A 12,853-nucleotide genomic window follows, 5' to 3' on the forward strand; every position below is an offset into this window, starting at 1 on the left:
CGGAGCAAAGCCGCGTCAGGCGGAAGGTCGATGTCGACGTCGTCGCAATCGTCATTTGATCCCGCGTAAACCTCGTCGTAACGGCTTCCGAATTCTTGGATGCGGCTTTCTGCAAGCGAGTTGTCTATCGGCTATCGCAACCACCTGGATCCACAGCGGACCTGACGCGTCGGCGCAGTCCGTCGAGCGAGTTGCGACATTAAGCAGGAACGTAAGTCAACCTGATCACATCCTCGCCAATCCGATCATTAGCCACAAGGCGGAGCGGCGGCCGGGGTCCGGCGAAATATGGCTTGCCGTGGCCAAGCACGACGGGGTGCAGGTAGATTCGATACTCATCGATCAGGCCAAGTTCGGAGAGGCTTCGCGCCAAGTCCGGGCCAGCAACTTCGATCTCCCCGGCGCGCTCGGCCTTCAGCTCACGGATCGCGCCCTCGAGATCATCCTCAACAAGCGTGGCGTTGGGGCCGACCGACTTCAACGAGCGCGAGACGACCCATTTCGGCTGGCTCCGCCACGCCGCCGCGAAGGCGTGTTCCTCTGCACCCCACTCAGGATGATCGTCGTCCCAGTAACGCATGATCTCATACATTTGGCGACCGTACACACTGCCTGCCTGCCCCTGAGCCTCCTCGATGAAGTGGCGGAAGAGCGTAGGGCTTGGCGCAAACGCCATATGGTCGACGTAGCCGTCCAGGGACTGGTTCATTCCGAACACGAGCTTAGCCATACCCGATTCCTTCCTCACGCCGCACATCCCACGCGTTCTGATTGCGTTATGCAATCGGTTGTAAGCTAGATCGACTGATTTTAAATCGCAATTGGGAACGGCGACGGCACGTTCGCCCGCGATCAAGTGCGCGGTGTCGCGCAGCGGGTGTAAGTCATGAGCCGGAAAGAGGTTCGCGTTCGTGGGCCGCGGAGCGAGCTGCTCCGAACGCTAACCGCCGCCTCTGGCGTAGAGGCAGCGGTGCTAGGCGTTCGTGCCTTTGAACCGAAATGGCGCGGGCGGGTTCTCCCTTAACCGTTACCGATTACTACCGAGTGGTTCTGCCAGTCCGATGAGAAGTCCTTCGGGGCCGCGGACGTAGCAGAGCCGATACGAGTCCTCGTACTGAACCACTTCGCCGACGAGCTGCGCACCGTGCTTACGGAGTCTGGTGAGTGTTTCGTCGATGTCGCTCACTGTGAACATAGCACGCAGGTAGCCAAGGGCGTTGACCGGGGCGTTCCGGTGATCGGCGACTACAGACGGGGTGAGAAAACGCGAGAGCTCGAGGCGGCTGTGGCCGTCGGGAGTGACCATCATGGCGATCTCGACGCGCTGATTACCCAGTCCAGTGACGCGTCCGGCCCATTCTCCTTCAACCATGGCTCGCCCCTCAAGCGTCAGGCCAAAGCTCGGTGAAGAAAGAGATGGCATCATCGAGAGATTCCACTACGATGCCGACATTGTCCATTCGTAGCAATTTACTTGTAGTCATGATTTCGGTCGTGTCCCTGGTGATGGTGTAGCTGCTGGACGGTACCGGCGGGACCATTTGCGCGTCGTGGCCCAGCGCGTTGAAGTCGTCAGTCCGAGCGAGATTCGAAAACCGAACTGCTCCGGACACTTGTTACCGCTGCTGGCGTAGAATCGGCGGCTGCTGGCGTTCGCAGTTGTACCGAAATGGCGCGCCCGAAGAGATTCGAACTCCTGACCCCCAGATTCGTAGTCTGGTGCTCTATCCAGCTGAGCTACGGGCGCGTTTTCGCTTGGCATTTGGGCTTCAAGAGGCCCGGATGCGTCCGACAAAGGCCTCGGACCGTCGCGAAAGAGCGCTTTAGCTACCCGCTCCGGCTTCGCTTGGCAAGGTGGGGAAATGCGATCGGGGGGCCAATTCCGGCCAGTATTTCCGTCATTCCGGGCGCAGCACAGCGCAAACCTCGGATTTGCCCCGCACATCGGGGAATCTCGCACGATGACTTCTGGATTCCGGGTTCGATGCGGAGCCTGTCATCGGGCCGCGCTTCGCTCGGACCCGGTCGCATCACCCCGGAATGACGTGGAGGATCAATCGCTTACGCCCGCGCCCGCTCGTTGCGGACGCTCTGCAGTTCCACTGGGCGGTCGGGAATCGAGACGCGGAAGGTGGCGCCAATGGTGCCCTCGACCAGGTGGATGTCGCCGCCATGGGCGCGGACCAGCTCGGCTGCGATCGCCAGGCCCAGCCCGCTGCCGCCGGGGCGGCCGGAGGTCTGGAACGCCTCGAACAGGTGCTCGCGTGCCTTTGCCGGCACGCCCGGACCAGTGTCGGAAACCTCGATGATCGCGACCGAGCCTTCGCGGCGGCCGGTGATGCGGATCTGCAGGGTCGCGGCGTCGCCCTTGGGGCGGCTGTCGAGCGCCTGCACCGCGTTGCGCACCAGGTTGAGCAGCACGCGAAAGAGCTGGTCGGGATCGGCGTCAATGGAAAGCCCGCGCTCGATGGCGTTGATCCAGGTGATCGAGGCGTCGGCGGCAAGGCCCGCAGATTCGCGCACCTCGGTGACCACGGGTTCGACCTCGATCAAGCGGCGGTCGGGCTCGGCTTCCTGGACACGGCCATAGGACAGCGTCGACTGGCAGAAGTCGATGGCGCGCTCCAGCGAGCGCATCAGTTTCGGCGCAAAGCGCTGCACCCGCGGATCGGGCACGCTGGCCAATTGATCCGAAAGCAATTGCGAGGACGCCAGAAGATTGCGCAGATCATGGTTGATCTTCGACACCGCGAGGCCCAGCGCGGCAAGCCGGCTCTTCTGGGAGAGCATCGAGACGAGGTCGCGCTGCATGTCGGACAGTTCGCGCTCGACTACGCCGATCTCGTCGCCGCGCTGGCTCGGCACGATGATGCGCGCCGCGCTTTCGGGGTTTTCGTGGAAGCCGACGAGATTGGCGGTCAGCCGCCGCATCGGGCGGACGAACAAATAATGCAGCGCGAGGTAAACCAGCCCCGCGGCGAGCATCGCGATCCCCAGCGAGACCAGCAGAAGATTGCTGGAAAACCGGTACATCGCCAGCCGCAACGGCTTTTCATCGACCACAACCTCGATGAAGTGGGCGCCGCCGGGCGCGGGTCCCACCACGCGGATGGTCTGGTTGCCGGTATCCAGCATGGTCTCGAACGATTCCACGATCGCGGACCACACCGTCAGGGTGCGCAGGTCGATATTGCGATCGATCGCCGCAGGCAGGTCGGCGCTGGCGAGCAGCCGGCGCTGTTGTCCCATCTTGATGGCAACCGCGCGCGCGCCGACGCTGGTCAGGATCTGACGCGCGAGCGAATCCGGGACCATTCCCAACGGGGCCGCATCCAGCACCAGGGCGGCGGTGTTGGCCGCCGCCAGCCGGTCGTTCAGCCGATTGGTCCAGAAATTCGCGATCGACGGCACGTAGATCATCAAGAGCGCGATCATCACCAGCGGGATCGTCAGCAGCAGCAGCTTGCCGGACAGGCCGAGGCGCCGCTGGGCCCGGGGCCGCGGTGCTTGAGGGGTCGGCTGGTCGTCGGTCGCTGACACGAATATCCGCCTTGATATCTCTGCTTTTGGAGCCGGACCCAAATTCCCCGGCCCAAATCGGTCGGTATCGCGATTCCGAAGATGCGTTTGGGCGACCTAGCGGTCAAATTACCGATCGCTAATGTCCTGTGGTTCCGATGGTCCGGGCGCGTCGCCGTCTTGCCCCTGAAAACCCCACGAAAACGGATATATTCGCCCCAATTGCGACGTTTCAAAGAACGGCTGATGCCGCAACTCCCGACATTGACGAAAACAGGTCGCTCCCGTATAAGCCGCGCCAATTGTCCGCGATGGCCCGGTTTCACCGGGGGCGGCTCGCTTTGGGCCGTAAATGGCCCGTTTTCGGGCCGGCCCGCATCATCGGACGTATCTCAATCCAACAGGCAAATTGCCCGGTCAGCGGAGAACTACCCGTGAAGCGGACTTATCAACCCAGCAAACTGGTGCGCAAGCGCCGTCACGGCTTCCGCGCCCGCCTCGCCACCGCCGGCGGCCGCAAGGTTCTCGCCGCTCGCCGTGCGCGCGGCCGCAAGCGTCTGAGCGCCTGAGCCGGATCCTTTCCGGAGATTTCATTCATGGATCGGCTGAGGCAGCGGGCGGACTTTCTCGCCGTTGCCAATGGCACGCGGGCCAACAGCGCTGCCTTCGTGGTGCAGGGCCGGGCCCGCGACGATGACGGCCCGATCCGAATCGGCTTCACCGTTACCAAAAAGAACGGTACTGCTACCGAGCGCAATCGCATCCGGCGCAGGCTTCGCGAACTGGTGAAGCGGCTGGACGTCATATCAATGCGACCGCACCATGATTATGTGCTGGTAGGCCGTCGCGCCGCGCTCACCCGCGACTTCGCAACCATGCTCGACGATCTCCGCTCGGCCCTGCATCGCCTCGACCGGCAGCCGACGGGCAAAGCGTTTTCGAACGAAGTGGATTTCGGTTCGCGTGAAGAAAACGCGTCAAAACGAAAACTGAGGGCCCCGGTTGCGACGTCAGTCGGAACCGAAAGGGCCCGGAACCCGAATTGAATGGCGAGACCTCAAAAACGATGACCGACAACCGCAACACCATCCTCGCCGTCATTCTGTCCGGCCTCGTGCTGATCGCCTGGCAGTATTTCTACAATATGCCGCAGATGGAGCGGCAGCGCGCGCAAAGCCAGACCCAGGCCGAGCTGAACAAATCCGCGCCGCAGCCGGCGCCGGGATCGACCACGCCGCAACCGGGATCGACCCCATCCGCGACGACGCCCGCCGGCCAGCCGGGCGCGGCTCAGCCCATCGTCAGCCGCGACGCCGCGATCGCCGCAACGCCGCGCATCAAGATCGAAACGCCGCGGCTTTCCGGCAGCATCTCGCTGAAGGGCGGGCGCGTCGACGATCTCTCGCTGGAGAAATTCCGCGACACCGTCGATCCGAAATCGCCCGCGATCGTGCTGTTCTCGCCATCGAACACGGCGCATCCCTATTACGCTGAGTTCGGCTGGGTCGCCGCCTCAGGCTCGACGGCTCGGCTTCCCGACCGCGAGACGGTGTGGCACCAGGAGGGCTCCGGCAGCCTGACGCCCGACAGACCGGTGACGCTGAAATGGGACAATGGCGAGGGCCTCACCTTCCGCCGCACCATTACGATCGACGACCGCTATCTCTTCACCATCAAGGATGATGTTACCAACGTCGGCAGCGCGCCGGTCACGCTCTATCCGTTCGCACTGATCTCGCGCCACGGCACGCCTGAGGTCTCGGGCTATTACATCCTGCACGAAGGCCTGATCGGCTATCTCGGTGACAAGGGCCTGCAGGAACACGGTTACAAGGCCGTCGCCGAGGCACCCATTCTGGGCAATGGCGCGCGCGGCTTCGAGTTTAATGTGACGAACGGCTGGCTTGGCATCACCGACAAGTATTGGGCCGCGGCGCTGTTGCCCGACACGTCGGCGCGCCTCAAGGCTCGCTTCCTCGCCGAACCCGGCGCCAAGGCTCGTTATCAGGCCGACTACCTGCAGGATCCGCAGACCATTGCGATCGGCGGCACCGGCAGCGCCAATGCGCGGCTATTTGCGGGGGCCAAGGAAGCCGGCGTCGTCGGCATCAATTTCCCGTTCGCCGGCCACGGCGGCTATAACAAGCAGCTCGGGCTGAACCATTTCGACCTGTTGATCGACTGGGGCTGGTTCTACTTCATCACCAAGCCGATGTTTCTGCTGCTCGACTATTTCTTCCACCTGTTCGGCAATTTCGGCGTTTCCATCCTGCTGGTGACGGTGCTGATCAAGCTGGTGTTCTTCCCGCTCGCCAACAAGTCCTACGCCTCGATGGCGAAGATGAAGTCGGTGCAGCCGCAACTGCAGGCACTGAAAGAGCGCTACCCCGACGACCGCCAGAAGCAGCAGCAGGAGATGATGGAGATCTACCGCAAGGAGAAGATCAACCCGGTCGCCGGTTGTCTTCCCATCGCGCTGCAGATCCCGGTGTTCTTCTCGCTCTACAAGGTGCTGTTCGTCACCATCGAAATGCGCCACGCGCCGTTCTATGGCTGGATCAAGGATCTCTCTGCGCCCGACCCGACCAACCTGTTCAATCTCTTCGGTCTGCTGCCTTTCGATCCGACGCATATACCGGTGATCGGATATTACCTCGCGCTCGGCGTCTGGCCTATCATCATGGGCATCACGATGTGGATTCAGATGAAGCTGAATCCCACGCCGCCGGATCCGACCCAGAAGATGATCTTCGACTGGATGCCGCTGATCTTCACCTTCATGCTGGCGGGCTTCCCGGCGGGTCTCGTGATCTACTGGGCCTGGAACAACCTGCTCTCGGTGATCCAGCAGGGCTACATCATGCGAAAGAACGGCGTGAAGGTAGAGCTGTTCGACAATCTTAAGGCGACGTTCGTTCCGAAGAAGGCCGCCGAGAAGACGTGACGACTTCCAATTGTGGTCGCAACTCCATCCAAGACGTCATGCCCGGGCTTGTCCCGGGCATCCACGTCTTAGGGCGATGAAAAAGCAAGACGTGGATGGCCGGGACAAGCCCGGCCATGACGAATAATGGAAAAGCGTCGCATGACCGCCGAAACCGATACGGAGCTGATCGAAGAGGGACGAAAGCTCTTCGCCGGTGAATGGAAGTTCGTCTGGGCCTCGCCCTCGATCGAGACGCTGCCGCCGATGGCGGGCATGGAAGTGGCGTTTGCCGGCCGCTCCAATGTCGGCAAATCGAGTCTCATCAACGCGCTCACGGGGCGCAACGCGCTGGCGCGCACCTCGCATACGCCGGGCCGCACCCAGGAACTGATTTTCTTCGAAGGGCCTGACAAGGCCGGGCTGCGGCTGGTCGACATGCCCGGCTATGGCTATGCCTCGGCGCCGAAAACCAAGGTCGCCTCCTGGACCAAGCTGATTCATCAATTCCTGTTAGGACGCGCCACGCTGGCGCGGGTCTATGTGCTGATCGACGCGCGCCACGGCATCAAGGATGTCGACCAGGACGTGCTGAAGACGCTGGATAAATCCGCCGTGAGCTACCAGGTGGTGCTGACGAAAGCGGATCAAGTGAAGCCCGCTGAGCTGCAAAAGAACATCGCCGAAACGACGGCCGCGCTCGCCAAGCATCCGGCGGCGTTTCCGGATGTCCTGGTGACCTCCTCGCGCACCAGTGCCGGCATGCCGGAACTGCGCGCTGCGATGGTGCGCCTCTTGAAAGAGCGTCGCTGATGAACCGCGCCGGCCGCATCCTGATCGTGCTCGCTGCCATCATGGGCGCTGACGGTGTCATGCTTGCGGCAGCCTCCGCCCATGGCGCGGATGCGTCACGGCTGGCTTCCGCCTCGTCGATGCTGCTGTTTCACGCCAGCGCGGTATTAGGCGCCGTCGCGTTGGCCGAGCGCGCCCTCGTTCACGGGAAAATCGGCATCGCAGCCGCTTTCGGCTTTGTTCTCGCAGCGACCCTGTTCGCCGGCGATTTAACGCTGCGGCACTATGCCGGGAACGGCCTCTTCCCGATGGCCGCGCCGACTGGGGGGACACTGCTGATCGCAAGCTGGCTGGCGCTGGCGGTTTCTGCGGCCTGGCCGCGGCGGTGATGACTCTTCCTTCTCCCACAAGGGGAGAAGGGAACAACCCACTTTGCGCCCTGCCCGGCAATCGGATAGAACCCGGCCCGACATCCGAAAATGGCGAGACCCGCTTTCATGACATCAGCGCAAGATATCAGCCCGCTCGATCAGGCCCGCATCCTGTCAGAAGCGCTCCCGCATATGCAGCAATATGACGAGGAAACCATCGTCATCAAGTATGGCGGCCACGCCATGGGCGCAGAGGAAACCGCCAAGGCGTTTGCGCGCGACATCGTGCTTCTGGAGCAGACCGCGATCAATCCGGTGGTGGTGCATGGCGGCGGCCCGCAGATCGCGACCATGCTGAAGCGGCTCGGCATCCAATCGGAATTTGCCGCCGGGCTGCGCATCACCGATGCCGCCACGATTGAGATCGTCGAAATGGTGCTGGCGGGCTCGGTGAACAAGCAACTCGTCGGCTACATCAACGAAGCCGGCGGCAAGGCCGTCGGACTGTCCGGCAAGGACGGCAACATGGTGAAGGCGACCAAGACCTCGCGCACCATGGTCGATCCGGATTCCAACATCGAGAAGGCGATCGATCTCGGCTTCGTCGGCGATCCCGACAAGGTCGATCTCACGCTGTTGAACCAGTTGATCGGCTATGAACTGATCCCTGTGCTGGCGCCGCTGGCGACCTCGCATGACGGCCACACCCTGAACATCAACGCCGACACGTTTGCCGGCGCGGTGGCCGGTGCGCTCAAGGCCAAGCGGCTATTGCTGTTGACCGACGTTCCAGGCGTGCTCGACAAGTCGAAGAAGCTGATTCCGGAATTATCGGTCAAGGACGCGCGAAAGCTGATCGCCGACGGCACGATTTCCGGCGGCATGATTCCGAAGGTCGAGACCTGCATCTACGCGCTGGAACAGGGTGTGCAGGGCGTCGTCATCATCGACGGCAAGATGCGGCACGCCGTGTTGCTCGAGTTGTTCACCAATCAAGGCACCGGCACGCTGATCCACAAGTGATGAGCAAAGCGGCGACGCGCATACGGGCCGTCATGGCCAAGCATGACGAGCGGAGAGCATCGCGACGGCCGCGCTTTGCACGCTTCCTGATGTCGCTGCCGACCGCAATGATCTCGCTGTTCGTTTCCGCGCTGCCCGCGTTTGCCGACTTAAAGCTCTGCAACCGCATGAGCTACGTCGTCGAGGCCGCAATCGGCATCGACGAGAAATCGGCGACCGCGACGCGGGGCTGGTTCCGGATCGATCCCGCGGCCTGCCGGGTGGTGCTGCAGGGCGCGCTGACCGCCGACCGCATCCTGTTGAACGCGCGTGCGCTCGGCGTCTACGGCGCCTCGCCGATCCCGCAAAACGGCAACGACACGCTGTGCATCGCGCCGGACAATTTCGTCATCGCCGCCGCGCGCCAGTGCCGCGGCAACCAGACGCCGGCGCCGTTCACCCAGATCACGCCGACGCGGACCGACGACGGCACCCTTGTCGCCTATCTGGCCGAAGATTCCGAGTATGACGACGAGCAGGCGCGGCTCGCCGGCATCCAGCGGCTCCTGGTGATCGCGGGCTATGACGCCGCGCCGATCGACGGCGTCGACGGGCCGAAGACGCAAGGAGCCTTGAGCGCCTTTCTGAAGAGCCGCGGCCTGGCAGCCGAAATCGTGCAGTCGCAAAACTTCTTCGCCACCATGATCGACGCCGTGCAAAAGCCCTCCTCCACAGGGCTGACCTGGTGCAACGACACGCCGCACAAGATCATGGCAGCGGTCGCCACCGACGACGGCAAGGCGGTGACCAGCCGCGGCTGGTACCGCATCGATCCCGGCAAATGCCTGCATCCCGATGTGATCGGCCAGCCCAAACAGGTCTACAGTTTTGCCGAAGCCGTCGACGGCGAAAGCCGCGCCATCAAGTACCGGGACAAGCCGTTGAACTGGGGCGGCCCGAAACAGCTCTGCACGCGCGAAAGCAAGTTCGAGATATCCGAACAGAGTGATTGCGGAACGCGCGGACTTGCCGCAATCGGCTTTGCGCCGGTCGATATGAGTAGCGGCGGCAAGACGCTGCGATTTGCGATGCCGTGATGGAACTACGTTCTCACCTCAAACTCTTTCCGTCATCACCCGCGAAGGCGGGTGATCCAGTACTCCGTGACGCCGATGGCTTACTAAGGCCGCGGCGTACTGGATGCCCCGCCTTCGCGGGGCATGACCGCGAGGATGTACTATGAATTCCCCCCGCTCCTTCAGCCACATCGACACCTGGGTGTTCGATCTCGACAACACGCTGTACCCGCATCACGTCAATCTGTGGCAGCAGGTCGACGCGCGGATCGGCGAGTTCATCAGCGCTTACTTGAAGATCTCCGCGGAAGAAGCTCGCGTCATCCAGAAGGACTATTACCGCCGTTACGGCACCAGCATGCGCGGCATGATGACCGAGCACGGCGTGCGCGCCGACGATTACCTCGCCTATGTGCACCAGATCGATCATTCGCCGCTGGAGCCGAACCCGGCGATGGGGGCGGCGATCGCAAAACTTTCGGGGCGCAAGCTGATCCTGACCAACGGCTCGACCGATCATGCCGGCGCGGTGTTGGAGCGGCTCGGCATCGGCGAGCATTTCGAGGCGGTGTTCGATATCATCGCCGCCGAGCTGGAGCCGAAGCCGGCGCCGCAGACCTACGATAGGTTCCTGCGTGTCCACGGCGTCGATCCCCTGAGATCGGCGATGTTCGAGGATCTCGCCCGCAACCTCGTGGTGCCGCACCAGCTCGGCATGACAACGGTGCTGGTGGTGCCTGATGGCGCCAAGGAAGTGGTGCGTGAGGACTGGGAGCTGGAAGGCCGCGATGCAGCTTACGTCGATCATGTCACCGATGATTTGACGGGGTTTTTGGAGCGATTGGCGCGCGGCGTATAGACCTTCGCCGTCGTCCCTGCGAACGCAGGCGAACGCAGGGACGACATCCTGCCTTGACTCTCACCTCCCAAATCCCGAAAAAGCCCACCGACTTTGCCCAATCCCCCGAGGAATCCCGATGTCCCTGTCCGCGCTCGAATCCACCGTCAATTCCGCCTTCGATGCCCGCGACGGCATTTCGACGGCGACCAAGGGCGAGGTTCGCGAGGCCGTCGATCACGCACTCGAGCTGCTCGACAAGGGCGAGGCGCGGGTGGCCGAGCGTGAGGCCTCGGGCAAGTGGAAGGTCAATCAGTGGCTGAAAAAGGCCGTGCTGCTGTCGTTCCGCCTCAACGACATGGGCCAGATTCCTGGCGGCCCCGGCAAGGCGTCGTGGTGGGACAAGGTACCGTCGAAGTTCGAAGGCTGGGGCGAGAACCGTTTTCGCGATGCCGGTTTCCGCGCCGTGCCCGGCGCGATCGTGCGCCGCTCGGCGTTCATCGCCCGCAACGTCGTGCTGATGCCCTCCTTCGTCAATCTCGGGGCCTATGTCGATGAGGCGACCATGATCGATACCTGGTCGACGGTCGGTTCCTGCGCGCAGATCGGCAAGCGCGTGCATATTTCCGGTGGCGTCGGTATCGGCGGCGTGCTGGAGCCGCTGCAGGCCGAGCCTGTAATCGTCGAGGACGACTGCTTCATCGGCGCGCGCTCGGAAGTCGCCGAAGGCGTGATCGTGCGCAAGGGCGCGGTGCTGGCAATGGGCGTGTTCCTCGGCGCTTCCACCAAGATCGTCGACCGCGAGACCGGCGAAACCTTCATTGGCGAAGTGCCGGAATATTCAGTCGTAGTTCCCGGCGCCCTGCCCGGCAAACCCCTGAAGAACGGCCAACCCGGCCCATCGACGGCCTGCGCCGTAATCGTCAAGCGCGTCGACGAGCGCACCCGCGCCAAGACCAGCATCAACGAATTGCTGCGGGATTAGGACGCGAACCTAAAATTCCTCCGATGCGACCAACCTCCGGGCCGCGGGCTTTGCCGCCACCCGGAGAAGGCTGGCCCGCCGCCGGTTTGGCGTGTTAAGCCGGGGTATGAATGACGCCGTTACCATTACCCGCGACCTCGTCCGCTGCCCCTCTGTCACCCCTGCCGATGCCGGTGCGCTCGGCGTGCTCGAGCGCCTTTTGAAAGACGCCGGCTTCGAGGTGCATCGCGTCACCTTCGGCGAGCCAGGCACCGCCGATATCGACAATCTCTATGCCCGGATCGGTGACAGCGCGCCGCACATCACCTTTGCCGGACATACCGACGTGGTGCCGGCTGGCGACGAGACCGCATGGAGCCACGGCGCGTTTTCCGGCGACATCAAGGACGGTTTCCTCTATGGCCGCGGCGCGGTCGATATGAAGGGCGGCATCGCCTGCAGCGTCGCAGCCGTGCTGCAATATCTCGCCGACAACGGCGGCAAGCCCCAAAAAGATGGCCGGGGTTCGATCTCGTTTTTGATCACTGGTGACGAAGAGGACATTTCCGTCAACGGCACAATCAAGCTTCTCAAGTGGTGCGCCGAGCGCGGCGAAAAATTCGATCATTGCGTGCTCGGCGAACCTTCCAACGTCGAGGTGCTCGGTGATTGCATCAAAATCGGCCGCCGCGGCTCGCAGTCCGGCACGCTCTATGTCGAGGGCGTGCAGGGCCATGTCGCCTATCCGCACCGCGCGTCGAACCCGGTGCCTGATATTTCGCGGCTGATCGTAGCGCTCTCCGACGAGCCGCTCGACCATGGCAGCGCGCAGTTTCAGGCGTCCAACCTCGAATTCACTTCCGTCGATGTCGGCAATACTGCGGGTAATGTCATCCCCGGACAGGCGCGTGCAAAATTCAACATCCGCTACAACGACAACCACACGCAGGAAAGCTTGCGCGCGCTGGTCGAGGAGCGGCTGGCAAAGGTCTGCGGCAACCGCATCCGCGCCCGCATCGTGTGGGAATATTCCAACTCCAACGTGTTCGTGACGAAGCCGGGCGCGTTCACCGATCTCGCGGTAAGCGCGATCGAGGAAATCACCGGACGCAAGCCGGAGCTCTCGACTTCCGGCGGCACCTCGGACGCGCGTTTCATTTCGAGCTACTGCCCGGTGATCGAATTCGGCCTGGTCGGCCAGACCATGCACCAGATCGACGAACGCACGCCGGTGTCGGATCTGGAGAAGCTGACGAAGATCTATCGCGGGTTGTTGGAGCGGTATTTTGGGTAGGCTCTCACTGTCCACCCATCCTACGAGGCTGTGAATCTTTTCATGGCGGAGGGTCGGCGGCCATGATTCTCTGC

12 protein-coding genes, 1 tRNA gene and 1 pseudogene are annotated in these 12,853 nt (G+C 62.8%); 10 read left to right on the forward strand and 4 right to left on the reverse strand.

Annotation, left to right across the window (positions count from 1 at the left end):
• Nucleotides 1–199: 199 nt before the first annotated feature.
• From CQ13_RS28035 to CQ13_RS28050, 4 genes and pseudogenes are all read right to left on the reverse strand, one after another.
• Entirely contained in the window at nt 200–730 is a 531-nt protein-coding gene (locus CQ13_RS28035; RefSeq protein WP_057846075.1) for a dihydrofolate reductase family protein, read from the reverse strand.
• Nucleotides 731–1,027: 297 nt separating this feature from the next.
• A pseudogene (locus CQ13_RS28040) lies at nt 1,028–1,484 on the reverse strand (VOC family protein).
• A 186-nt stretch (nt 1,485–1,670) separates the two neighbouring features.
• A tRNA-Arg gene (locus CQ13_RS28045) sits at nt 1,671–1,747 on the reverse strand.
• A gap of 314 nt (nt 1,748–2,061) precedes the next feature.
• A complete protein-coding gene (locus CQ13_RS28050) occupies nt 2,062–3,540 on the reverse strand; it encodes a sensor histidine kinase (protein ID WP_057846063.1) in 1,479 nt (492 codons plus the stop codon).
• Between the two features lie 413 nt (nt 3,541–3,953).
• On the opposite strand from CQ13_RS28050, the gene rpmH reads away from it, so the two are divergent.
• From rpmH to dapE, 10 genes are all read left to right on the forward strand, one after another.
• Nucleotides 3,954–4,088: a 50S ribosomal protein L34 gene (gene rpmH / locus CQ13_RS28055; RefSeq protein ID WP_008542748.1), complete on the forward strand. Its 135-nt coding sequence runs from the start codon at nt 3,954–3,956 to the stop codon at nt 4,086–4,088.
• 27 nt (nt 4,089–4,115) lie between these two features.
• The gene (gene rnpA, locus CQ13_RS28060; RefSeq protein WP_082637689.1) at nt 4,116–4,565 is read left to right on the forward strand and encodes a ribonuclease P protein component; all 450 of its coding nucleotides are present in this window, start codon (nt 4,116–4,118) and stop codon (nt 4,563–4,565) included.
• 20 nt (nt 4,566–4,585) lie between these two features.
• Nucleotides 4,586–6,463, forward strand: a complete 1,878-nt coding sequence (gene yidC / locus CQ13_RS28065; RefSeq protein ID WP_057846064.1) for a membrane protein insertase YidC — start codon at nt 4,586–4,588, stop codon at nt 6,461–6,463.
• Between the two features lie 141 nt (nt 6,464–6,604).
• Nucleotides 6,605–7,255 carry a ribosome biogenesis GTP-binding protein YihA/YsxC gene (gene yihA, locus CQ13_RS28070; protein WP_057846076.1) on the forward strand — a complete coding sequence of 217 codons (651 nt, stop codon included), beginning with the start codon at nt 6,605–6,607 and terminating at the stop codon, nt 7,253–7,255.
• Nucleotides 7,255–7,623, forward strand: a complete 369-nt coding sequence (locus CQ13_RS28075) for a DUF423 domain-containing protein (RefSeq protein WP_057846065.1) — start codon at nt 7,255–7,257, stop codon at nt 7,621–7,623. The genes yihA and CQ13_RS28075 overlap by 1 nt, the downstream gene beginning before the upstream one ends.
• A 108-nt stretch (nt 7,624–7,731) precedes the next feature.
• Nucleotides 7,732–8,628, forward strand: coding sequence for an acetylglutamate kinase (argB, locus tag CQ13_RS28080; RefSeq protein WP_028347942.1), 897 nt, complete (start codon nt 7,732–7,734; stop codon nt 8,626–8,628).
• Between the two features lie 89 nt (nt 8,629–8,717).
• Nucleotides 8,718–9,704 carry a DUF1036 domain-containing protein gene (locus CQ13_RS28085; RefSeq protein WP_057846077.1) on the forward strand — a complete coding sequence of 329 codons (987 nt, stop codon included), beginning with the start codon at nt 8,718–8,720 and terminating at the stop codon, nt 9,702–9,704.
• 142 nt (nt 9,705–9,846) lie between these two features.
• Entirely contained in the window at nt 9,847–10,542 is a 696-nt protein-coding gene (locus tag CQ13_RS28090) for a pyrimidine 5'-nucleotidase (protein ID WP_057846066.1), read from the forward strand.
• A gap of 118 nt (nt 10,543–10,660) precedes the next feature.
• The gene (gene dapD, locus CQ13_RS28095; protein WP_057846067.1) at nt 10,661–11,506 is read left to right on the forward strand and encodes a 2,3,4,5-tetrahydropyridine-2,6-dicarboxylate N-succinyltransferase; all 846 of its coding nucleotides are present in this window, start codon (nt 10,661–10,663) and stop codon (nt 11,504–11,506) included.
• Between the two features lie 106 nt (nt 11,507–11,612).
• The gene (gene dapE, locus CQ13_RS28100) at nt 11,613–12,779 is read left to right on the forward strand and encodes a succinyl-diaminopimelate desuccinylase (protein ID WP_057846068.1); all 1,167 of its coding nucleotides are present in this window, start codon (nt 11,613–11,615) and stop codon (nt 12,777–12,779) included.
• Nucleotides 12,780–12,853: the final 74 nt, after the last annotated feature.

Source organism: Bradyrhizobium retamae (genome assembly GCF_001440415.1).
Lineage (GTDB): Bacteria > Pseudomonadota > Alphaproteobacteria > Rhizobiales > Xanthobacteraceae > Bradyrhizobium > Bradyrhizobium retamae.